22 protein-coding genes and 1 tRNA gene are annotated in these 22,781 nt (G+C 62.2%); 13 read left to right on the plus strand and 10 right to left on the minus strand.

The features are described 5' to 3' along the window. Window positions 1-3: 3 nt before the first annotated feature. Window positions 4-1,029, minus strand: coding sequence for an autoinducer 2 ABC transporter substrate-binding protein (locus tag U2H20_RS05970; RefSeq protein ID WP_430591378.1), 1,026 nt, complete (start codon window positions 1,027-1,029; stop codon window positions 4-6). A gap of 177 nt (window positions 1,030-1,206) precedes the next feature. Here U2H20_RS05970 and U2H20_RS05975 point away from each other — a divergent pair, with 177 nt between their 5' ends. Both U2H20_RS05975 and U2H20_RS05980 read left to right on the plus strand, forming a co-directional pair. Continuing rightward, a complete protein-coding gene (locus tag U2H20_RS05975) occupies window positions 1,207-2,256 on the plus strand; it encodes a LacI family DNA-binding transcriptional regulator (RefSeq protein ID WP_430591379.1) in 1,050 nt (349 codons plus the stop codon). Between the two features lie 122 nt (window positions 2,257-2,378). After that, window positions 2,379-3,398, plus strand: coding sequence for a DUF368 domain-containing protein (locus U2H20_RS05980; protein WP_430591380.1), 1,020 nt, complete (start codon window positions 2,379-2,381; stop codon window positions 3,396-3,398). 13 nt (window positions 3,399-3,411) lie between these two features. On the opposite strand, the gene U2H20_RS05985 is transcribed toward U2H20_RS05980, so the two are convergent. Then, entirely contained in the window at window positions 3,412-4,029 is a 618-nt protein-coding gene (locus U2H20_RS05985; RefSeq protein ID WP_430591381.1) for a TetR family transcriptional regulator, read from the minus strand. A 166-nt stretch (window positions 4,030-4,195) separates the two neighbouring features. Between U2H20_RS05985 and U2H20_RS05990 the strand changes: the two genes are divergently transcribed. Genes U2H20_RS05990 through U2H20_RS06020 form a run of 7 tightly spaced genes read left to right on the plus strand, consistent with a single transcriptional unit; the run spans window position 4,196 to window position 11,512 of the window. Further along, the gene (locus U2H20_RS05990) at window positions 4,196-5,746 is read left to right on the plus strand and encodes an ABC transporter substrate-binding protein (protein WP_430591382.1); all 1,551 of its coding nucleotides are present in this window, start codon (window positions 4,196-4,198) and stop codon (window positions 5,744-5,746) included. Window positions 5,747-5,752: 6 nt separating this feature from the next. After that, the gene (locus tag U2H20_RS05995) at window positions 5,753-6,697 is read left to right on the plus strand and encodes an ABC transporter permease (RefSeq protein WP_430591383.1); all 945 of its coding nucleotides are present in this window, start codon (window positions 5,753-5,755) and stop codon (window positions 6,695-6,697) included. Further along, entirely contained in the window at window positions 6,687-7,556 is an 870-nt protein-coding gene (locus U2H20_RS06000; protein ID WP_430591384.1) for an ABC transporter permease, read from the plus strand. The genes U2H20_RS05995 and U2H20_RS06000 overlap by 11 nt, the downstream gene beginning before the upstream one ends. Then, window positions 7,553-8,593, plus strand: coding sequence for an ABC transporter ATP-binding protein (locus U2H20_RS06005; RefSeq protein WP_430591385.1), 1,041 nt, complete (start codon window positions 7,553-7,555; stop codon window positions 8,591-8,593). Before U2H20_RS06000 ends, U2H20_RS06005 begins: the two co-directional genes overlap by 4 nt. Next, complete coding sequence (locus tag U2H20_RS06010) at window positions 8,590-9,363, plus strand: ABC transporter ATP-binding protein (RefSeq protein WP_430591386.1); 774 nt, start codon at window positions 8,590-8,592, stop codon at window positions 9,361-9,363. The genes U2H20_RS06005 and U2H20_RS06010 overlap by 4 nt, the downstream gene beginning before the upstream one ends. After that, on the plus strand, window positions 9,360-10,001 hold the full coding sequence (locus tag U2H20_RS06015) for a glycoside hydrolase family 1 protein (protein WP_430591387.1): 642 nt from the start codon (window positions 9,360-9,362) through the stop codon (window positions 9,999-10,001). Before U2H20_RS06010 ends, U2H20_RS06015 begins: the two co-directional genes overlap by 4 nt. Continuing rightward, entirely contained in the window at window positions 9,941-11,512 is a 1,572-nt protein-coding gene (locus tag U2H20_RS06020; RefSeq protein WP_430591388.1) for a family 1 glycosylhydrolase, read from the plus strand. Before U2H20_RS06015 ends, U2H20_RS06020 begins: the two co-directional genes overlap by 61 nt. 178 nt (window positions 11,513-11,690) lie before the next feature. Here U2H20_RS06020 and U2H20_RS06025 read toward each other — a convergent pair whose 3' ends face one another. Then, entirely contained in the window at window positions 11,691-12,176 is a 486-nt protein-coding gene (locus U2H20_RS06025; RefSeq protein WP_430591389.1) for a hypothetical protein, read from the minus strand. A 183-nt stretch (window positions 12,177-12,359) separates the two neighbouring features. On the opposite strand from U2H20_RS06025, the gene U2H20_RS06030 reads away from it, so the two are divergent. From U2H20_RS06030 to U2H20_RS06045, 4 genes are all read left to right on the plus strand, one after another. Next, window positions 12,360-13,634 (plus strand): sensor histidine kinase, encoded by a 1,275-nt coding sequence (locus tag U2H20_RS06030; protein WP_430591390.1) that lies wholly within the window; start codon window positions 12,360-12,362, stop codon window positions 13,632-13,634. Further along, complete coding sequence (locus tag U2H20_RS06035) at window positions 13,631-14,242, plus strand: response regulator transcription factor (RefSeq protein ID WP_430591391.1); 612 nt, start codon at window positions 13,631-13,633, stop codon at window positions 14,240-14,242. The genes U2H20_RS06030 and U2H20_RS06035 overlap by 4 nt, the downstream gene beginning before the upstream one ends. 172 nt (window positions 14,243-14,414) lie before the next feature. Then, complete coding sequence (locus U2H20_RS06040; protein ID WP_430591392.1) at window positions 14,415-15,578, plus strand: ATP/GTP-binding protein; 1,164 nt, start codon at window positions 14,415-14,417, stop codon at window positions 15,576-15,578. A gap of 113 nt (window positions 15,579-15,691) precedes the next feature. Further along, a complete protein-coding gene (locus U2H20_RS06045; protein WP_430591393.1) occupies window positions 15,692-15,910 on the plus strand; it encodes a hypothetical protein in 219 nt (72 codons plus the stop codon). Between the two features lie 100 nt (window positions 15,911-16,010). On the opposite strand, the gene U2H20_RS06050 is transcribed toward U2H20_RS06045, so the two are convergent. The 7 genes from U2H20_RS06050 to U2H20_RS06080 form a co-directional block, all read right to left on the minus strand. Continuing rightward, a tRNA-Arg gene (locus U2H20_RS06050) sits at window positions 16,011-16,085 on the minus strand. A gap of 199 nt (window positions 16,086-16,284) precedes the next feature. After that, on the minus strand, window positions 16,285-17,214 hold the full coding sequence (locus U2H20_RS06055; RefSeq protein ID WP_430591394.1) for a glycine betaine ABC transporter substrate-binding protein: 930 nt from the start codon (window positions 17,212-17,214) through the stop codon (window positions 16,285-16,287). A gap of 135 nt (window positions 17,215-17,349) precedes the next feature. Continuing rightward, a complete protein-coding gene (locus U2H20_RS06060; protein WP_430591395.1) occupies window positions 17,350-18,303 on the minus strand; it encodes an ABC transporter permease in 954 nt (317 codons plus the stop codon). After that, window positions 18,303-19,586 carry a quaternary amine ABC transporter ATP-binding protein gene (locus tag U2H20_RS06065; protein WP_430591396.1) on the minus strand — a complete coding sequence of 428 codons (1,284 nt, stop codon included), beginning with the start codon at window positions 19,584-19,586 and terminating at the stop codon, window positions 18,303-18,305. The genes U2H20_RS06060 and U2H20_RS06065 overlap by 1 nt, the downstream gene beginning before the upstream one ends. Before the next feature lie 340 nt (window positions 19,587-19,926). Then, window positions 19,927-20,727 carry a C40 family peptidase gene (locus U2H20_RS06070; protein ID WP_430591397.1) on the minus strand — a complete coding sequence of 267 codons (801 nt, stop codon included), beginning with the start codon at window positions 20,725-20,727 and terminating at the stop codon, window positions 19,927-19,929. Window positions 20,728-20,861: 134 nt separating this feature from the next. After that, window positions 20,862-21,977, minus strand: coding sequence for a CHAP domain-containing protein (locus U2H20_RS06075; RefSeq protein WP_430591398.1), 1,116 nt, complete (start codon window positions 21,975-21,977; stop codon window positions 20,862-20,864). A gap of 90 nt (window positions 21,978-22,067) precedes the next feature. Next, window positions 22,068-22,751 (minus strand): iron dependent repressor, metal binding and dimerization domain protein, encoded by a 684-nt coding sequence (locus U2H20_RS06080; protein WP_430591399.1) that lies wholly within the window; start codon window positions 22,749-22,751, stop codon window positions 22,068-22,070. Window positions 22,752-22,781 lie beyond the last annotated feature (30 nt).

Raw genomic sequence — 22,781 nt, forward strand, 5'->3', positions numbered from 1 at the left:
GCCTTAGAAATCGAAGTCGGCGTAGTTGCTCTGCGTAAACACCGAGGGGTCACCGAGCAGGAGCGTCTTCGTTTCACTGTCGTACATCACCGGCTCGTCGAGCCCTGGCACGTCGTTCTCTGCCTCGAACTCGTTGCCTTCAGCGATTTGATAGAGCGCCCAGACCGTCAGGTAGCCGAGGTCTTCAACATCCCAGAGCACGGTGGAAGTCATCGCGCCGGATTCGAGGAAGGGTGCTGCCGTCTGTGGTGAACCGAAGCCGGTCACTGCAACTTCGCCGATCTTTCCGGCGTTGCTGACTGCTTGGCCGACGCCGGGGACTGCTGTCGATGGCACCGCGATGATGCCCTTGAGGTTCGGGTAGGCGGTCATGAGGTTCTGCGCCTCTTGCAGGGCTTCGGCAGTGTCGGCCGTGTAGCGGATTCCGCCGACGAGCTCCATGTCAGGGTAGGCGTCTGCCGCGCGAGCCTGCGCTGCGTCGATCCAGTTGTTGAACGTTGCGACATCGGCGCCACCGGAGATGATCCCGTACTCACCGCTTTCGCCGGCGGCCTTCGCGATCTCGTCCATGACCGTCGCGCCGAGCGATTCATCGCTCGCCTGTGAGACGAAGACGGTTCGGCTCGAGTCCGGCGCATCGGCGTCGGAGGTCGCGATCTGCACGCCTGCGTCCTGCGCCTTGGTGATGGAGTTGTTGATCGAGGTGGGGTCGAGCGGCGAGATCGCGATTGCGTTGTAGCCCTGCGAGACGAGGTTGTCGACGATCCGGACCTGCTCGGTCGCGTCGACCTTCGCCGGACCAGCTTGGGTGTAGGTGATACCGAGCTCTTCCGCAGCGCGATCCGCGCCGGTCTTGAATCCGTTGAAGTACGGGATGCCTTCGATCTGCGAGACGAAGGCGACTTTGATGCCGTCTCCGCCAGCGCTCGATCCGGGCGGTGTGGACGGTGCCGGTGTGGACGAGCATCCGGCGAGGGCGAGCGCCGCAGCGGCGACGATGCCTACTGCGGTGAGAGTGCGTTTTTTCACGAGCTTCCTCTTATCGGTTTGCCGCGGCGAACTGCGGGTGGAGCGAGTCATTTTGTGATGAATCGAAATGTAATCGATTACCTTGTTGACCCAAACTACGATTGACTTCATCATGGGTCAAGCACTTTTTTCGTGGGAAACCGAAACGTAATACGAGCGTAAGCAGAGGGAAATCGATTGCAGAAAACGACGGTGGCGAGCGTCGCCGCGGAGGCCGGGGTCTCCACAGCGACCGTGTCGCGAGTGCTCACCGGCTCAAAAGCAGTGAACGCCGAAACAGCGAAACGCGTGCATGCGGCGGCCGAGAAACTGCGCTACACCGGCAATTCGATTGCGAAAGCGCTCCGCCAAAATTCGACCGGCAACATCGGAATGCTCGTGCCGAGCATCTCGAACCCCTTCTTCACCGCCCTCGTCGAACAAGTCGAACATCACCTCGCGGGCGCCGGCCTCAATCTCTTCCTCTGCGACTCGAGAAACGACGTCGAGACCGAGGCGACCCGACTGCAATCGCTCACGCAGGGGTCCGTCGACGGCATCCTCGTGAGCCCCGTGAACGAATCACTCTCGCAACCCGCGCTCGCCCGGGCCAGCAGCATCGTGCCGATCGTGCAGCTCGACCGCCGGGTCAGCGGCGTCGAAAGCGACTGGGTCGGACTCGACGATGCGCACGCACTCCGGATCATCGCAAGCCACCTCGCTGAGCAGGGCGTGCGCAGCGCTGCCTTCGTCACCTCCACCATGGGTTCGTCATCCGCGATCGACCGGTTGCAGAGTGCGGTCGAATCCTGCGCTTCGCTCGGGATCGAACTGCCCGAAGACCTGATCTTCGACGGCGAGTTCAGTCTCGACTGGGGCGCCACTGCAGCGGAGCGCCTGCTCGACTCGGGCCACCCGCTCCCCGACGCGATCATCTGCTCTGACGACCTCATCGCACTCGGCCTCTCCGGCCGTCTCTCGCAACTCGGCGTTCGCGTTCCAGACGACGTCCTCGTCACCGGCTTCGACGACATCGAATACGCCTCGCTCAACACCCCCGCGCTGACGACGCTGCGTCAGCCGCTGACACAGATCGCGGCGGAGGCTGTTCGACTGCTTCAGGAGAACATCCGGAACCGCGACCGTGCGCACACCCAGCTCGCACTTCGCGGGCAACTCATCGTGCGCACGAGCACCAGCACGAGCACGGAAGTCAACGCCAGCACTAGCACGGACGCTCGCTCCTGATCGCACTTGGTCCTCAGTGATGACGCGCTACTCATTCATGAGTTGTTACGGTTAACTGCGCGATCACGCTGCCCCGTAGCGCCTCCTTCGCGCAGCAACCACTGCAAGGAGCTTTTGCCGTCATGCGAGCAATCAGAACACTCATCGATGTCCTTCGAGGCGCAATGATGGGTGCCGTCGAAGCCGTCCCCGGTGTCAGTAGCGGCACCATCGCGATGCTCGTCGGCGTGTACGAAACGCTCATCGACTCCGCCGGCAACCTCGTTCGCGGTCTCGTTCTGCTGGTTGTCGACCCGCTCCGCCGCCGCGGCACGTCTCGCGCCAAGGCCCATCTGCAGCAGGTCGAATGGAACGTGATCATTCCGCTGCTCGTCGGCATGGTCGCGGCTGCGCTCCTTGCGATTCGAATCATCGCGCCGCTCGTCGAGAACTACCCGGTGCAGTCGCGTGCGCTGTTCGCGGGTCTCATCCTGGTGTCGCTCATCGTCCCCGCGCGCATGGTCGGAGGCTGGGGAATCCGCGAGATCCTGCTCGTCATTCCGGCAGCCGTCGTCGGGTTCGTTCTCACGGGTCTCCCCTCGACCTCACAGTCGGACCCCTCACTCTGGCTCGTGTTCATCGTCGCGGCCGTCGCGATCTGCGCACTCGTCATTCCAGGGACGTCCGGCTCTCTCGTGCTCGTCGTTGTCGGGCTCTACGAACCGACGCTCCGCGCCGTGAACGAGCGTAATTTCGCCTACATCGCGGTCTTCGCCGCCGGTGCGATCCTCGGCCTCGGCTCCTTCGTGCAGGTACTTCGCTGGCTCCTCAAGCACCGCCGCAAGATCTCGCTCGCCATCATGACGGGGCTCATGGCCGGATCGCTCCGAGCGCTCTGGCCCTGGCAGGACGAAAGCCGTGGCCTCCTCGCCCCGAGCACCGACATCGGTCCCGCGATCTTGTTCTTCGTGGTCGGCATCGCCTTCGTCGGCGCGATCCTGATCGCAGAGTCGGCGCTCGTGCGTCGCCGCCTGGCCTCCGGTGAAGATTCACTGCACCCCGAGGATCACCCGGAGTTCAACGACACGGAACTGCCGTTCCAGCACCGAGCGTCGGAGCACCCCGGCGACCAGCGCGACTCGAACGATCACTCACGCTCCTAAGCGACGATCACGCTCAGAGCGTGCCGTTCGAGGCATCGAGCAGCGAACGCATTGACCTCGACCACGGCTCAGGATCTGGCCTGAATCGGTGCGTTTGACCACTTCCGAGGTGGTGGAGGCACATCGCTCGCCAGTATCCCGCGACGAGGTATGGGATCGGTCCGGAGCGCTCGTCCGCTGGCAGATGCGCCCGCGTCACCTCCGCGAGCGCACGCTCCGTTCGACCGAGAAATTGCTCGTAGTATTCCGCGACGCTCGGTACATCGAGCACGCTGTGACGGACTCGGCGACGGCGCGCCGCGAGCTCGTCGTCCGCTTCTGCATCGTCGTCGTACGCAGCCCGGTTGGTCGCGATGAGGAGTGCGTCGAGGATCGAGTCGTTCGATTCGAGCATGAGCGTGTACTCGAACAGGAGCGCATCGAACTGCGCCGTACTGAAGAGCACGGCCTCTTTGCACGCGAAGTATCGAAAGAAGGTCCGTCGACCTATTGCCGCACGGTCGGAAATCTGGTCGATCGTGGTTTCACTGAAGCCTTGGGACTCGAAGAGATCGAGTGCAACGTCGCGCACGCGCCTCGATGTCTCGCGGACATGCGCCGCACGGCGGCCCTCGCTCGAAGTTGATTCCATGGTGCGGCTAATCCTAGGGGCGGCTCGTTCACCAAACAGATGGGGCTTGTTCACACGCTAGAAAGTGGCACTAGTGCCACGATTCACATCTCGTCCTTACAGTTTTCGATGTTGTCCGTGACCACCGCGCGCAACACCCCGCACCCGATCACTTGCAAGGAACCCCATGAAATCGACATCGAAATTGCTGAAGATCAGCACTTTCACCGCGGCGCTCGCCGCAACCTCGCTCTTCCTTTCTGGCTGCTCCACGACCGCCGAGGCTGAGAGCGATCCGAGCCAGAGCGCACCGGTCGCAGCCGCAGGCGGCAGCATCACCATCGGTCTCGACCGCGAGATCCAGAAGATCGACCCCACCGAAGGTCTCCTTGGCCAGCAGCCGATCCTGATCCTGACCAATGGGATTTACCCCGCGCTGATGGCGCCAGTCGATGCCGGTGATGTCGAGCCGCACATGGCCGAATCGTTCGAGGCGAACGAAGACGGCTCGGTCTGGACCCTGCGGATTCCGAGCGATCTGACGTTCTCCGACGGCTCAGCACTGACCGCGACCGAAATCGTCGCACACGTCGAACGACTCGCCGACCCGAACTCGGGCTCCTCAACCGCAGGCCAGGCCGCGCAGATCGCAGCCATGACCGCGCCCGACGCGACCACGGTCGTGTTTGAACTCGTCCAGCCGAACGCCGGCTTCTCCGCACTCTTCGCTCGCCAGCTCGGCATGATCGCCTCCACGCAGGCCAGCGACGAGTTCGGCTTCCCGCTCGGTGCCGGGCCGTTCGTCGTCGACAAGTTCTCGGCCGGAGACGAGATCGTCGTCACCCCGAGCAAACACTACTGGGGCGACGCTCCACTGCTGGAGAGCATCAGCTACCAGATGATGCCCGATGCAGACTCGCGTTTCCAGAGTTTGAAGAGCGGCGAAGTCGACATCATGTGGACCGAAGTCACGAGCCAGTTCCAGGAGGCCCGGAACGATTCGAACCTCGCCGTCCACGCCGCTCCGGCCGCGGTGAGCTCGATCCTCCTGAACTTCTCCAACGAGCAGTTCAACGATCCGGACATTCGCCTCGCGCTCGCGCACGCGATCGACCGAGACGCGATTAACGCGGTGGTGAACCTTGGCGAGGGCGTCCCAGTTGACAGCCCGTTCAGCCTGCTCGGTGAACTCGCCGGCGAAGCCGACTATCCCGAGTACGACGTTGAACGAGCACGAGAACTTCTCGCAGGAAAGAACGTCTCCTTCTCGCTCACCGTCGAGAACCGAACGGACACCGTGCAGCGTGCAACCGCCTTGCAGTCGATGTTCGCCGATGCAGGGGTGACGGTCGACATCGTGCCCGTTGACAGCGCAAACTTCGGCACCACCTTGATGTCGGGCGACTTCGACGCCGCCGATTTCACCACCAGCGTGTTCAGTGACCCGGCAGGCGCGGGCCTCCTGTTCGTCGATGGCGGACCGTACAACTTCACCGGCTACGCGAACCCCGCCGTCGATGCTGCGATCTCCGCCGGGAACGCGTCGACCGACCCGAGCGAGCGCGCTGAGCAATTTCAGATCGTGACCGACTCGCTCGCAGCCGATCTGCCGGCCCTCTGGCTGACGGCCTCGAATGCTGGTGTCATCACAGGCGCCGACATCGCCGGGATCCCTGACCTCTCGAAGCGCACCCTGATCTCGATCAACCCTGCACTCCTCGGTCTGGGCGGCGAGTAACCGCTCGTGCTGTTCTGGCTCCTCCGCTTGCTGCGGGCGCTCACGGTGATTCTCGCCGTGACTGCGCTCGCAGCAGGCATCACTCTGCTCCTTCCCGGCGACCCGGTGCTCACTCTCCTCGGCTACGAATCGACCGAAGCGCAGCGCGAGGAACTTCGAGAAACACTCGGGCTCAACCTCGGGTATTGGGAACGATTCGGCTCGATCTTGGCCGGGCTCGCCGTTGGAGACCTCGGCACCTCGTTTCAAAGCGGTCGGCCGGTCATGAGCGAAATCCTCAACCGGCTTCCAGCAACACTGCAGCTCATCCTGAGCGCGCAGGTGCTCGCGGTCGTCATCGCGGTCCCGGTCGCGCTGTACGGTGCCAAGAAGCAGGGCGGGGCCTTCGACAGGATCACATCGGGAGCGTCGTTTCTCCTGCTCGCCCTCCCTGGATTCGTCGTCGGGATCGTGCTGATCTACGGGCTCGCCGTGGTGACGAAACTCCTTCCGGCATCCGGCTACACGGCATTCGTGGATGACCCGGTGCAGAATCTTCGATACATGGTCTTGCCCGTGCTCACGCTCGCCCTCGCTGAGGCTGCTGTCTACACGCGGACCCTTCGCGGCGCAGCAATTGAGAGCCTGGACGAGCCCTTCGCCGACGCCGCAATCATTCGCGGTGCCAGCAACGCCCGCCTCCTTTGGCGTCGAATCCTTCGCCCCTCGCTGCCTCCACTCATCACCATCGTCGGGCTCAACATCGGCGTCGCCCTCGGCGGAACACTCCTCATCGAGTCCCTCTTCGCGGTTCCGGGTATCGGTCGACTCGCGATCTCTGCGATCGAAAGTCGCGACATCCCTCTGATCCAAGGAATCGCAATCCTCGCCGCGATCGGGGTGGTCGTCATGAGCATCGTCATCGACCTCATTCTCACTCGCGTCGATCCGAGGAGCCGCCATGCTCATTGACCCGCTCGCACGAGTCACGACACAAGCACTGTCCCCGGTTCCTCGGCGCCGACTGAGCAGCCGTCCGCCCATCCTGGTGACACTCGCTGCGCTGTGGCTCCTCGTGCTCACTGCTCTTGCCTTCGGTATTTCGTTCATCCCCGGCATCGATCCGCGCGCGACCGACTACAACAATCTCGTTGCCGCGCCGAGCCTCGGACACCTCTTCGGCACCGACAATCTCGGGCGCGATGTGTTCGTCAGGACGATGTTCGGTGCGCAGGCATCGATCATGATCGCCGCGCTCGTCATTGTCGTCGGTGGCGGTGCCGGGCTCCTTCTGGGCGTCATCGGCGGGTATCTTCGCGGCCCGTTCGATGCCATCATCGGCTTCGCAACCGACGTGCTGATGGCGCTTCCAGCGCTCTTGCTCGTCATCACGGTCGTCACCCTGCGTGGACCGAGTTTGCTGACCATCGGACTGATCCTCGCGATCCTTGCGATCCCCGCCTTCAGTCGAATCGCTCGCGCAGCGACTCGCAGCGTGACCCGCTCGCCCTACGTGGTTGCGGCACGGACCCTGGGCGCTTCACCCTTGCGGATCATGCTCCGCGAAGTGCTTCCTGCGGTCGTTCCCATCGTCACCCCGTTCGCACTCACCGCAATCGCAAGCGCGATCATCGCTGAAGGAGCCATGAGCTTCCTCGGTTTCGGCCTCCAACCACCGGCGCCCTCCTGGGGCGGGCTCATTGCAGACGGACGTTCCCAGCTTGCTTCGGCGCCCTGGGTCACGATGCTGCCGGCAGCGGTGTTGTGCGGCACGATCCTCGCGGTGAACGTCATCGGTGAGCACCTTCGAAAAGAAAGCGGTCGTCAATGATGCCCCCAACGCTTGAAAGAAATCAGCACGCTCCCTCACTCCGATCCGCCGTGCTCGATGTCACCGATCTCACGACGAGCTACGCGACGAAGTCGGGTGTCGTTACCCCCGTGCGAGGCGTCAGCCTGTCGGTGTGCGAAGGAGGATCACTCGGGATCGTCGGAGAGAGCGGATCCGGAAAGTCAGTCCTGGTTCGATCGATTCTCGGAGTGCATCCCGCTCGCTCCTCTCCCACCGTCACCGGGAGCGTGCGCCTCAACGGCCGAGAAACCATCGGCCTCGATGCCAAATCTCGGCGCGCACTGCTCGGCGCGCAGGTCTCGCTCATTCACCAAGATCCGCTCATGTCACTGAATCCAGTGGTCACGATCGGCGAACAGGTCGCTGAAGCGGTCGTCAATCACAGCAACCGCGAATCGCGCAGCACGCTCAGATCACGGGTACTCGAATTGCTGCGTTCGACTGGACTGCGGGAGCCGGAGCAGCAGTACCGGAAGTATCCGCACGAACTCTCGGGCGGTCAACGTCAGCGGGTCGGCATCGCAGCCGCCGCGATCACCGCTCCAACGCTCATGATCGGTGACGAACCGACCACCGCGCTCGACGTCACTGTGCAAAAACAGGTGCTCGACATGCTCGAAGATGTTCGACGCCAACAGAATTCCGCGCTCGTCCTCATCACCCACGATCTCGGCGTTGCAGCGGAGCGCTGCGACGAGATCGCAGTGATGTACGGCGGGCGGATCGTCGAGCAAGGCCCGAGCGCGCAGATCGTGGGAGATCCCCGGCACCCCTACACGAAAGCGCTCCTCGCCTGCGGGCCACGGCTCGACGGCCCACGCCCGCTCCGACTCCCGAGCATTCCAGGCGGGGCCGCGCGGCCTGATCGCCCGAACGATACCGGCTGCGCCTTCGCCGAACGATGCTCGTTTGCCCGGGATTCGTGCTCGACGACACCACAGCACCTCCAGTTTTCGGGCTCCTCGACGCATCGTGTCGCCTGCTCGGTCCGGACCGATGCGGAGTCCGCCGCATGAACGCACTCGAACTCCACAACGTGTCGGTGCAATACGGAGCGTTCACCGCCGTCAATGCAGCGAGCCTCATCGTCCCAGCGGGCGGGAGCGCTGCGATCGTCGGTGAATCCGGTTCCGGGAAATCGACGATCGCGCGCGCGGTAATGGGCTTGCAACGCCTCGCGAGCGGAACGATCACGATCGAGGGCTCGCCGCTTCGGACGCGTCGTTCGGCGCGGAGCCGCCGCGATTCGGGAATCCAGATGATCTTCCAGGATCCCATTTCCTCCCTCAACCCGCGGCGTCGCCTCCTCGACATCGTGACCGAGCCGCTCGTCCTCCGCCGCCGCGGCGATCGAGCGTCCCAGCGAGCGAGAGGCGCAGAACTTCTCGAACGGGTCGGACTTGACCCTGCTCGATACGGCGATCTGCGAGCGGGGCAGATCTCCGGTGGTCAGGCACAGCGGGTTGCGATCGCACGAGCGCTCGCGGCCGAACCGAGAATTCTGGTGTGCGATGAACCAGTATCTGCCCTCGACGTCTCCGTGCAGGCCACAGTCCTCAACCTCTTCGCCGAGCTTCGCGAGCACGAAGGGCTCACGCTCCTGTTCATCTCGCACGACCTCGCAGTGGTCCGCATGATTGCTGATCACTGCCACGTCATGCGCTCAGGAGAGATCGTCGAATCCGGCGACACCGAGGACATCCTCCGAACCCCGCAACACCCGTATACCCAGCAACTCATCCGAGCAGCACCGCAAATCGCGGCGCTCACTTCAGGAGCATCATGACATCACAGCAATTTCCAGCCGGCTTCCTTTGGGGATCAGGCGCCTCCGCCTACCAAGTCGAAGGAGCCTGGGACGCGGACGGCAAAGGGCCTTCGATCTGGGACACATCCACGCATTCCGGTCGTTGGGCGACGCCCGACGGCACCAGTGGTGACGTCGCGATCGACCAGTACAACCGGCTCGACGAGGATCTCGATCTCGCCCGGTCGCTCGGCGCGCCCATGCACCGATTCTCGATCTCCTGGCCGCGCGTCTTGCCGACCGGCGAAGGCACGGTCAACCCTGCTGGACTCGACTACTACGAGCGGATGGTCGACGGCTTGGCAGCGCGAGGCATTCAGTCCGCCGTCAACCTCTTCCACTGGGATCTCCCGCAGAGCCTTGAAGACCAAGGCGGATGGATGAACCGCGATACCGCCTACCGGTTCGCCGATTTCTCCCACATCGTCGCTGCACGGCTCGGTGATCGCGTCGCACAATGGTGGACGATCAACGAGCCCTTGAACCCTTCGCTCGGCGGCTACATGGCCGGAGCGCTCCCCCGCATCGTGCACTCGGCCTCGATGGACTCGCCGCGATGCACCATGTGCTGCTCGCTCACGGCCTCTCGATGCGAGCCCTTCGCGATGCAGGAGTGACGGGTGATCGAGGCATCATCTTGAGCCTCTCCGGAGTCCGGGCCGCAACTGATCACCCCGATGATCAGGCTGCGGCGGATCGCGCGGCCCTGTTCGCGGAGAAGATCTTCCTCGATCCGCTCCTTGGCCGAGGCCACATCGAGCCCGTCGCGAAACTCCTGAGCACTCAGGGTGTGCTGTTGGAGGGCGACGAAGAAATCATTGGCACTCCGGCTGAGCTGATCGGGCTGAACTGGTACTCGACGTTCGGCGCCGCTGCGCCCTCGCGAGCGACACCGATGCTCGAAGATGCCCCGCGGCAGTGGGCGATGTTCGCGAAACTCGCCGAATCGACCGAGCCGCTCGGCTTCGCGATCGTGCCGATTCCGGGCGCAGGTTGGATGCACGCGCACCGCCAGCTCACACCCGGCGGGATGCGCGCAATGCTCGACTGGGTGCACACGGAATACCCAGAGCTCCCGCCCATCGTGGTGACCGAGAACGGCATCGGCTTGCGCGACCCGATTGAGCCCGATGGCACGATCCCCGATACACAACGCATTGATTACATGTCCCGCGCACTGTCAGAGATCGCGTCGGCAATCGATGCGGGCATCGACGTCCGTGGCTATTACGCCTGGTCGTTCATCGACAATCTGCAGTGGAACGCGGGCTTCACCCATCGTTTCGGATTGATCCACGTCGACCCCGTCACCCTCGTGCGCACGCCGAAGCAATCCTTTGCTTGGTTCGCGCGAGTGATCGAGTCGAACGTGCTCGAGCCGCTTCTTGAGCCGGTCGATGTGGCGAAGGCGGTCTCGCTCGGAGCGGTGGAGAACGCTCGGGGTCTCGAAGGGCTCCGAACCGTTACCGGTCGAGCCGTCCGCCCTGGCTTGTTCGTCCGAAGCGGAGCCCTGCACCGACTCGATGCACGGTCGAATTATGAACTCGAACAGCTCAACGTGACAACCGTCATCGACCTTCGCACCGATGCGGAACGTACGGGTCACCCGAGCATGCTCTCCGAGTCCACGCGTGTCGTTCATATTCCTCTGCTCTCGGATCTGAATGCTCACGTGGAGTCCGGCGCGATGGATCTCGCTTCGGTGTACGAGGGGATGATCGAGCATCGCGGAGACGCGCTCGTCGCCGTCCTCCAGGAAGTGATCGGCGCTCGCGACGCTGTGCTCGTGCATTGCACCGCGGGGAAGGATCGCACGGGCGTGGTCGTCGCGCTGCTCCTCGCGCTGCTCGGCGTCGGTGACGAGGCGATCATTGCGAACTACGCGGAATCCGAATCGCGATTGAGTGAACGCTTCCGTCGCGACGTCGAGGCATTGATGCAGCAGCTGGGCGGTTCTGACGCGCTGCGCACCACTGCGCTCGAGTCTCCACCGGTTTTGCTGGAGTCGTTGTTCGCACGGATTCGGAGCCAGCACGGATCGATCACGGCGTATCTTCGAGCGCACGGACTCACAGACGAGCACATTGCTCGGGCACGCGACAAATTCCTCGAACCCGTAGCTGCGTGATCATCTGAAACAAGGCCTCACGGCGGCTCCAACCCAGAGCAGCCTGTTCGGCAAACGGCACTCAGCCTGCTCGGCAAACGGCACTCAGCCTGCTCGGCAAACGGCACTCAGCCTGCTCGGCAAACGAACAAGGCCCGGTCTCGCAAACGCGAGACCGGGCCTTTCGTGGCTTCGCCGATCAGCTGATGACCGAAACACCGAGGTAAGCGAGTACTCCGAAGGCGGTTCCCCACAGGATGATCGAGATGATCTGCCAGAAGATCACCGCGTTCCGGCTCGCTCCGAAACCGACCATTGCCGCGGAAGTCAGCTGGCTCGGCAGGATCGCCTGACCAAGAAGACTCACACCGGCAACACCGAAGCGATCGAAGGCACGACGCAGCTTCGCGCGGCGTGGTGTCTCCTGCACGGGAGCGCGGCCTTCATTCCGACCCGCCACGACCTTCGTTCGTGCGCCGTGCGCTGCGAACACGAAAGCGAGCATGGAGATGATGTTTCCGATCACCGCGACGCCGATTGCAACGACGGCCGGCAGACCGATCAGGACACCGATCGCGGCACCGAAGTACGACTCAACGAATGGGATCGCGGCGATGAGCATGATTCCGAGCCACTGCAGCAGCGGTGGCAGCGAGCTGGTGAAGTCTTGCAGTGCATCAATCATTGGGAGTCCTTCGTTGAGGTGTGCAGTCGAAGTCGAAGTTCCGAACTGAACGATGCAGCGTTCGCATCGATACCTCAATCGTTCTCGATCGGCCTGCCCGCCAATAGTGCCGCGGTGTCAGCACCCCCTGTGCAGTTCTGCTCGCTGCGGTATGACAAATATCACTGGTCTAGCCTTGAGACCATGCCTGCCGACCACGCCAGAAGTGTGCAATCGACCTGGAGATACACGGTCGGTTCGATCGTGTTCTTCGTGGTCACGGTGCACGCGATCGTCGTAATCACGTTCTTCGAATGGGTGCGACTCGAAGGTGGCGCGCTGCTGAGTGCGCTCATGGTTCTCACGGCGGTCTCCGCAGTGGTCCAAACACGATTCTGCTGGTTCTTGCGCGTCGGTCGCGGCGGCGGTCTCCCCCGGATCGGCTATGTGCTCGCGATCCTCATCCCGGCGCTGCTCGTCTGGGTGCTCGGGCTGTTCTCTTCCGAAACCGGCATTGCACCGGCGGTGCCGCTCTGGTCAGCGTTCACCCTGCTCGCCTTGCTCCTCCCGAAATCGCAACGACGCCTGACCCTCGCCATTGCACTCCTCGCAACGCTCGGCCATGTTCTGCTGTCATCGAGCATTTCGGGCACAGAGTTCGTGCTCATCGGAAGCCCGGTCGGATTCATGCTCGCGCTCTACGCCGCGATCTTGCCGCCGACACTCCTGACAAGCCTGTGGCTCTGGGAGGTCATCGCCCGGCTCGACCGGCACCAACGCGTCGCCGCCGACCTTGCCGTGACGCAGGAACGACTTCGCTTCGCCTCCGACCTCCACGACATTCAAGGGCATCACCTGCAGGTGATCTCCCTGAAGGCGGAGCTCGCGGAACGGCTGCTCGAAAAGAATCCCGAAGCCGCACGCACGAACATCCACGAGGTGCGCACGCTCGCCAAGCAGGCGCTCGAAGAGACTCGCGCCCTCGTTGGCGGCTACCGTCAGGTCGAGTTGGGCGATGAACTCGAGAACGCGCGGGAGGTCCTCACCGCCGCCGGGACGACCTGCACGCTGCGGCGCGATCGCCTGCCGAGCGATCCGGCTGCACGCTCCATGCTGGCGCTCGTCGTGCGCGAGGCGACAACCAACATCTTGCGACACAGCGCCGCGACCAAGGTGTCGATCGTCCTGAGTGCTTCGTCGCAGGCGAACGTGCTGACCATCACGAACGATGCGAGCGCCGGTGCGGGCGCACCCGTCAACCCTGGTTCGGTCGCAGCGCAGACCGGCGGTCACGGATTGCAAGGCTTGCGCGAGCGACTGCTCACCATTGGTGGCTCTCTCGACGTGGTCGAGGACACGGGTGCCGGAACCTTCTCGCTGCGCGCGACGGTTCCCGCCAACGTGGCGATCGAACCTGATGTCAACGACGGTGATGCTCACATCGAGCGACCGAACGAACCTGCAAAGGAATCGAAATGAGCGGGACGATTCGACTCCTCATCGCTGACGATGAGCACCTGATCCGCGGCGCCCTCGAAGCGCTGCTGAACCTGGAGCCCGACATCGACGTTGTGGCGAGTGCCGCTGACGGCGAAGAGGCGATCGCTTTGGCCCTCGAAACGAAGCCTGATGTGTGCCTGCTCGACCTCGAAATGCCGAAGGCGGATGGTCTTGCTGCAGCGGCAAAGATTCTCGCCGAGGTGCCAACGCGAGCCGTTATCGTGACGCGCCATGCACGGCCGGGAGTGCTGCGCCGCGCGCTGTCGTCCAAGGTTTCAGGGTTCGTGCCGAAATCGATGGCCGCTGAGGAACTCGCTGACGTCATTCGTGCGGTCGCCGAAGGCAAGCGCTACATCGACTCCGACATCGCCGCGACTGCGCTCAGCGCCGAACGCTGCCCGCTGACCGACCGCGAACTCGACGCGGTCCGACTCAGCCGCTCCACTCTGAGCGTGCAGCAGATCTCCGAAGAACTGCATCTCGCACCAGGAACCGTGCGCAACTACCTTTCCTCCGCGATGGCAAAACTCGGCGTCTCCTCACGCCACCAGGCGGCCGAAAAGGCATGGGAACAGGGCTGGATTTAAGCTCAGTCGCACGTTAATTGCGTCTTCAGGTTTAGCTTCGTCACGGTTAAGACGCGATCGCATCATATGCGAATTTACATCGGTCGAATTTCCCGCCAACCAACTATGGTCGGCTATTTACCAGGATTGTTATCCTCGTGCGTGAGGGCTGATCCTCGCGTATGTTGTTGCTATGACTAAAGGTAGAAGAGTTGAACAGCACATCGCCGTGTTTGGTGAGAGCGGGAGCGGCAAAACTGTCCTCATCTCCTCGTTCTACGGCTCTTCCCAAGAGGCGAGGTTCCGCGACGACTATGGTTTCGACGTTATCGCAGACGATGTAAGCCAAGGCAACAAGCTACACAGCAACTACCTCGGAATGAAAAAGTCTGGGACGCTACCCCTTCCAAACCGATTTAAGGCGGAGTCCTTTACTTTCTCCATGAGAACACTTGCTCGAACAGCCACGAGCACTCAGGCACGCCGTAAACGAGACACGCTCAAGCTCGTTTGGCACGACTACCCAGGTGAATGGTTCGAACAGAGCGTTTCAACGCCTGAGGAGGGGGCACGCAGGAACGCAGCCTTTCGTGAGCTTCTCGGCTCCGATGTAGCACTCCTCCTTGTCGATGCTCAAAAATTGATCGACCATGAAGGCGAAGAGGAGCGCTACCTCAAGTCGCTGCTCAATAATTTCCGCACCGGCCTGATGCGTCTTCAGGACGAGATCCTGCACGGGAACGAACTCCTTACAAGTTTTCCTCGAGTCTGGATGCTGGCTCTCTCAAAGGCAGACCTCATGCCAAATATGAATGTGGCGGCGTTCCAAGAACTCTTGATCGAAAAGGTGTGCGACGAACTTGACGCACTACGACATGTCCTCGCCGAGTTCGTCCAAGTCCCCGAAGCGTTTTCTGTAGGAGAAGATTTTGTGCTTCTCTCTTCCGCAAAGTTTGAACCCGGGAAGATCGAAGTTGCGCAGAGAATAGGCATCCAACTCGTTCTTCCAATCGCGTCGATGCTTCCGCTCGAACGGCACGAACGTTGGGCTGGTCGAATGCAGATTCCTCGTAAGATCGCCTCGGAAATTTTTAGCAACGCAGACAATATGGTGAGAATCCTCGTGGCGACCAAACTTCGATTGCCTGGCCCGCTTGGCGTTGCACAGGGTTTACTCCTGAGTTTCATGGCTGGAGAGAGCATGCAGGCATCGCTCGACATGGCGAACACGAAACTAAGGGAGATGAGCGAAGAGGCTACGAAGCGGCACGATCACCTCAAAGCCGCACTCTTGCGATTCCAAGTAGATCTCAACCGAGCAGAGTCAGATGGCATCCTCATTCGGAGCCCTCGATGAGGTTCATTTGGGCCACAAGAGGCCGCCAATGGGGGTTTCGCTTCCTCCGGACTGGCGAACTCGCTGACCCGCTCTTAACATATGATCTTGCATTTTCCAGGCTCGGCCAGTCGATGTTTGAATTCGGGCAATACGACGAATTCGCCGTGCTGCGGTTCGCGGATCCCGAGGGTCGTCAAGATTCGGCTGGCCGGTTGATTCCACACGAATTTGTCCTAATAAAGGGCGACTACCCGCACTTCACCTCGCTCAATCAAGCGCGAGACTTCATCTGGCCACAGGTTTTAGACGAGTACGCGCTGGTCTGGAACAGCGACGTGGCACCGGGTTAGCTTCCCCCACCTTTGCACCTAAATTTTCGCTTAGCTTCTTGGCAGAACTGTCCATCAAGACGAGAACATCGGCAAAACAATCACCGTACCTATTGTTTCGTGGTGCCCCTGGAGAGACTCGAACTCCCAACCAACTCCTTAGGACGGAGGTGCTCTTCCATTGAGCTACAGAGGCGTGTGCGACTCAACAGCCTAGCGCAGGAGGCGTGAGCAGGGAGCGGGCTCCCATTCGGTGAACAAGCGAGTACGGACGAGCCTTCCTCCGGCGCCGACAACAATGGCGGCCACCCCGAGGGGTGGCCGCCACCGGCATCACGTCCGAGGCACGGAAACCCATACTTCGAGACGCGGTCAGAATTACTCTGCAGACAGAATTACTCTGCGGTCAGGGAGTCAACCCATTCCTGGTTTTCGCTGATCCACTCGGCAACGATGTCGGTGTAGTCGTCAGTTTCGACTTCGTTGAACATTGCGTTTTCGAGGGAGTGCAGGGTTTCGGAGTCCATCTTCCATTCGGACAACCATGCGTGCAGCTGTGGGAACTCGTCTCCGAAGTTCTCGCTACCGAAGGAGTGGATTCCTTCAGCGTCACCAAGGGTGCCCTCTGGGTCTGCGAGGTCCTTGATGTCGAAGGCGTCGTATGCCCAGTGGGGGCGCCACAGGGTCACGGCGATGTTCTCGCCCGCGTCAGTTGCTGCCTGCAGCTCGGTGAGCATTGCTGGGGTCGAGGAGACGATGAAGTCCATGCCCTCGAGGCCGTAGCCAGGGATCGTGTTTTCCTGGACAGCCTTGGTCAGGCCAGCACCAGCGTCGATGCCGACGAGGCGGTTGTCGAAGAGGTCAGCGTTTTCTGCGAGCTCTTCGAGCGAGTCGATCGGTGCGTCGGAGTTGACGGCAACGGTCAGGACTGCTTCGTCGTTCCACGAGCCGAGGTCCTCGATCGAGTCGCCGTACTCTTCCATGTAGCTGGCGTGCGTGAGCGGCAGCCATCCGTCGAGCGTGAGGTCGTAGCTCGCGTCTGCGAGACCGAGGAAGACGGGGCCTGGGTCAGCGTAGGTCAGTTCTACGTTGTAGCCCTTGTCTTCAAGGATTGCCTTCCAGAGTTCACTGGCTGCAATGCCTTCGTCCCAGCCATTGAATACGGCAATGTTGAGGTCGGCCTTGTCGCCGTTCTCCACGGTTGCGTAGTCGGCGGCACCGTCGTTGCCGTTGCCTGATCCTGATTCGTCAGCTGAGGAGCAGCCGGCGAGGGTGAGTGCTGCGGCTGAGAAGCCGGCCAGCAGCGCAAGGGAGCGCTTCTTCATGTGTCTTCCTTTCGTGTCGGCGTTGTAACACCGACTGGGGTTGACGTTCTTTGCCAACGCGGTTGCGCGGGCGCACACTCATCTGTGATGGGTGTGAGATTTTCAGTTATGGCTTTGAGTTTGTGTAGCGCCCAGTTACCCGGCGCTGCCCGCCATGCCCGCTGGAACGCGGGTTCCGGCAGCAACTTCCTGCTCGGTGGAGGTGGGCTTGTCGTCGCTCGTCTTCGGGCTGGAGCTCGCGGATGGCTTGCGCTTCCGCTTCCGCTTCGATCCGCTGAGCGCACCGGTGATGCGGTCGAGGTAGATCGCCAGCAGCACGACCGCGAGGCCTGCTTCGAATCCGAGTCCGACGTTCACGCTCTGCAGTGCACCGACGACGGCGCTTCCGAGTCCGCCCGCGCCGACCATTCCGGCGATGACGACCATTGAGAGCGAGAGCATGATGACCTGATTGATTCCGGCCATGATCGACGGCAGTGCCAGTGGCAGCTGGATCTGACGCAGGATTCGTCCAGGGGATGATCCGAAGGACTGCCCTGCTTCGACGACCTCTTTATCGACACCGCGGATTCCGAGTTCGGTGAGTCGGACACCGGGAGCCATCGCGAAGATGATGGTCGCGACGATGCCGGGAACCTCACCAACACGGAACAGCAGGATCGCCGGAATCAAGTAGACGAAGGCCGGCATGGTTTGCATGAAGTCGAGCACGGGGCGCATGATCGCGCTTGCCGTGTTCGAGCGGGCGGCCCAGATTCCCAGCGGAATACTGAGCGCGATGGCAATGAACGCCGCGACGATGACGAGGCTGAGGCTCTCCATCGCGTTCGCCCACTGGTTCACGCCGACGACGACCATGACACCTGCTGCGGTGCCGAGCGCGAGGAACGGCTTCTTCAGCAGAATCGCAATGGCAACGAAGACGATGCCGATGACCCAGAACGGTGGGGTTCCGAGTACGAAGTCGACACCCGAGTAGAGCGTCCGGAACAGCCAGCCGATGCCATCGAAGATGAAGGAGAGCTCGCTGCGCAGGAAGTCGGTGAAGTCCTTAACCCAGGTGCCGAGCGGAATACGGAAATCGTCCATTAGTTGCTTCCCTCCGCACTGATCAGGTTGAGACTCTCAGTGAAGGTTTCGGTGGAGACGGTCGATGCCGGCTCGACGACTGGCAGTTCGCCAGTGGTTGATTCGTGGTTGGCGAGCGCTGCGAGCAGCGTGACGCGTGGCAGCACTCCCTTGACGCGGCCATCCGCGTCGACGACCGCCAGTGGCAGCAAGCTCTCAACGCTCGGCAGCAGCACGTCGGCCAGTGGTGCATCGATCTCGACCGTGGTGACGTCTTGACGCAGCACGGTGTCGAGTTCGGTGACTCCGGCCTTGAGTGCACGCAACGCGTCCCGGTCGTGGACCGAGCCGAGCAGCGCACCATTCCGGCCAGTCACCATGACGGCGCTGGTCTGGAGGTCACGCATCGTGCGAACCGCACCGCGAATTCCGACGGTGCTCTTGACGATCGCGCGCGCCTTGTCCATGGCGTTTCCTGCCGTGAGGACGCGTGAGCGGTCGATGTCCTGCACGAACTGGGCAACGTAGTCGTTGGCCGGATCGGTGAGGATGTTCGCGGGAGTGTCGATCTGGACGACGCGGCCGTCGCGCATCACCGCGATGCGATCACCGAGGAACATTGCCTCGTTGAGGTCGTGCGTGATGAAGACGATCGTCTTGCCGAGCTTCTCCTGCAGGTGCAGCAGTTCCTCTTGCATTTCACGGCGGATCAGCGGGTCGAGCGCGCTGAATGCTTCGTCCATCAGCAGGATTCCGGTGTCCGCGGTGAGCGCGCGGGCCAGGCCGACGCGCTGCTGCATTCCTCCGGAGAGTTGGCCGGGCAGGTGGTCTTCCCAGCCTGCGAGTCCAACCATGCCGATGATTTCCAGGGCCTTGTCCTGGCGCTCTTCGCGCCCGACGCCCTGGATTTCGAGTCCGTACGCGACGTTGTCGAGCACGGTGCGGTGCGGAAGCAGCGCAAAGTGCTGGAACACCATCGAAACGCTCGACTTGCGAACGTTGCGGAGTTTCGCGGGTGAGATGCCCGTGATGTTGGTGCCGTCGATCTTGATTGAACCGGAGGTTGGTTCCCACAGTCCGTTCAACATTCGGATGAGGGTCGACTTGCCCGAGCCACTCAAGCCCATGACAACGAAGATCTCTCCACGGTTGACGGTGAAACTGGCGTCGATTACTGCAGCGGTGCCGTCACGCTGCACGTCGTCGCGAGATTCTCCTCGCTCGAGTCGACGGACCGCTTCTGCTGGCCGTCGACCAAAAACCTTGTATACATTGCTCGCCTCAATGGCGACTTCTGAACTCACGGGGACGAATCCTCCACGCGTCGCTACAACGCTTTTCACATTACGACCGGGCAGACCTGTTTACGCGCCCTGTGGAGCGTAAATTGAGATCCCGCCATACGCTCGAACATCGTGTTTCGCTCGCGGTCTGGGTTACGTTGGCTCCACAATGGGCCGTCTCGCACGCTAGCAAGGGCATCGAGCAAGAGTCCAAGCCAGCCCCGCAAACTTGCGCTCTCACCCGTCAAGTTTGTGAATTTCACATGAGTCTGTTACGGGCTCGCCGTTCTGATCCGAATTTTTGCTTCGAGACGCACGAAAGCCCCGACCATCGGCCGGGGCTTTCGTCACATATTCGCGCTTAGAAGCGGCGGATCTTTGGCTGTCCCATCGATCCGACCATCGCGGAGTACGAGGAGTACTTCACGCCGCTCGACGAAGTGGCCGAGTGGATGATCGTGTTGTTGCCAACGTAGATCGCGGTGTGACCGTTCCAGACGAGCAGGTCGCCGGAGGAGAGGTTCGAAGGGTCGACGGCGTTGCCGTATGCGCCCTGCGAGGTCGACTGACGCGGCAGGCTCACGCCGACGTGCGCGTACACCCAAGCGGTGAAGGCTGAGCAGTCCATGACGCTGTACGGAGTTCCGAGAGCGGACTGCGCGATGCCGACGACGCCACCTGTGGTTGCGACCGGGTTCGCTGCTGCTGCGGGGGCTGCTGCACCCGCTGGTGCGGCGGGAGCGGCTGCTGCCTGCTGCTGGCGGAACTGTGCCGCCGCGGCTGCAGCTTCTTCACGCTCGCGCTTGCGCTGCTCTTCAGCTGCAGCAGCTTCCGCACGGAGACGTTCGAGTTCTTCTGGGGAGGTTGCCGAGATTCCGGTTTCTCCGACATCGATGAGGGCTGCTGATGGAGCAACCTCGATGGTCTGAATGTTCGCTGCAATCTCGTCGGCGAGCGCAACGTCAGCTGCGTACTGGTCGTTCGAGTTGCTGTTGAACGCAGCGGCCGGGAGCGCAATGCTTCCGACGAGCGCGGCTGCGATGGTGATGATTCCTGCGCTTTTGAGTCCACGGCGAATCGCTGGTGCGTGTGATTCGGCACGGGCTACCGTGGTCGCGCGGACGGCGACAGTTGAGCGCTCGCCGTTCGAATTCGTTGCCATATGCGGTAAAACTCCAAAAATTCACTTGTCGCCGAACGGGGGACCCGATCACGACCTTGGCAAGCCTACGCGACCGTTACCAAAAAGTCATAATCATTTTGACGAGTTGGCTTCAACCACGACTTGAGACTCGCTCACTCCCCTGTCGTAGCGGGGGAAGGCGGGTACAGAAAAAGATCAACCTGACTCGTAGTGAGGATGCGCGTGTGGTAGCTCGAGTCCGAGTTCACGTTGTATTCCTCGATCTGGAACGTGCCATCGTCGTACACGGCGCTGACGTACGCGACGTGGTTCGCCCGCCACCAAGCGACCGCGCCAACCTTCGGCTCCATTCCGGTGCCGTACTTCCAGGCGGAGGCCCACATCCACGCCGAGCCGGGAGGAAGACCCTGCCCCCATTTGATGAGCCATGGCCCTTCGGTCCAGCCGAGATCGCGGTTCATGCGCCACGCCACGAAGTCGACGCACTGCCCCATGTAATACATCAAGCTCGACATTCCGCGCTTCCCGGGGAATGGATAGTCATCGACTGTTTCGCGGTTCTGCCCGACGACGAACGTCTCAAAGGCGTCGTACTGCAGGGTCGAGTGCTCGGCGAGTTCACCCTGAACAGCGAGCGACTGTGAGGCTCCGCCGGAGAAGACCGCCTCAGGCGTCTCGATGGCGGTGAAGCCGTACGCGGGGATCGCTCCGACCGCGACGAGCGAGCCGGTCGCGGCGATCACGACGGACGCCCGGATCTTCTGGAACGCTGCGAGGTGACGAGGCTTCTTCCGACGAGCGGGCGGTGCGATTGCGAGCTGCTGACGCACCGGACGAGCGCGGTGCTCCCGAACCAGCAAGGACTGTGGAGCAGAGGAAACGCCCCGGCTCTGGCCGAAGAGCTCTGCCGTGTCGACGAGCTCGGCGTTGAAGACGGCTTCCGATGCCTCTACAGGACCAGGAGCAGCCGCTGCGGTCGCGACGGCGGGCAATACCTCAACGGTCGGCGCGTTCGTGGCGGTCGGCGCGTTCGTGGCAATCGGCGCGTTCGTGGCGGTTGGCATCTCCGGGACACTGAGCACCTCGCCGGCGGTCGGCACAGACGATTGCGCACGAAGCGCGGCAAGTTCGCGTCGAGTCCTCGGCGCGGTGGGTGCGTGTTCGACGACCCGCCCGTCTCGTGCTCGGGCTTCGCGACGAGTCGTTGGAGGCAGGCTGCGTGCATGCGCTTCTCGCATGGCACGGCGCGTCAACGGCTGTTCAGTCACAGAAAGTTACTCCGGAGGGTTGCTGCGTCTCGCAGCGTCGTAGGAATCCGCTTCGATACTAATCGGGATTCCGGCCCAAAGAAAAGCCCGTTAATGGGTGGGAGCGGCGACGTACAAATGCTGCGCGAGTTCGCGGTCGAGCACGACTGCTGCCCCCACGGATGCAATCGTCACACGCGATCCTTCGAACGAAATCGTGACCTGGGTTCCCGGGAGAACCTCGGCGGATTCAAGGGCGAAGAGCGTCTCCCGATCGAACTGCAAGGGTTCGCCGAGTCGACGAACCGTGAGCAGCACACCCGTTGGCGCGTCGGTCGCTCGAACCACTCCTGCCAGAAAGGAATCCGCGGGGGCGGCTCCGAGCTCTTCGAGGCCTGGAATTGGCGTGCCGTATGGCGACTCCGTCGGGCTATCGAGCATGGAGAGAATGCGGAGCTCGACCTGCTCGCTCATGACGTGCTCCCAGCGACACGCTTCGTCGTGCACGAGCGACCAGTCGAGGCCGATCACGTCGGCGAGCAATCGTTCCGCAAGACGGTGCTTCCGCATGACGCGAGTTGCAAGCAGGCGGCCTTCTGGTGTGAGTTCGAGATGGCGATCGCTTGAGACGACCACGAGCCCGTCGCGCTCCATGCGCGCGACCGTCTGCGAGACCGTCGGGCCGGAGTGGCCGATCCGTTCGGAAATGCGCGCGCGAAGAGGCACGATGTCCTCTTCTTCAAGGTCGAGGATCGTGCGCAAGTACATCTCTGTTGTGTCAACGAGATCGGTCACGAGATAACTCCACAGCCAGGGGGCATTGCA

Origin of the sequence: Humidisolicoccus flavus, from assembly GCF_045689595.1 — a bacterium.
In the GTDB taxonomy this organism is placed as follows: Bacteria; Actinomycetota; Actinomycetes; order Actinomycetales; family Microbacteriaceae; genus Humidisolicoccus; species Humidisolicoccus flavus.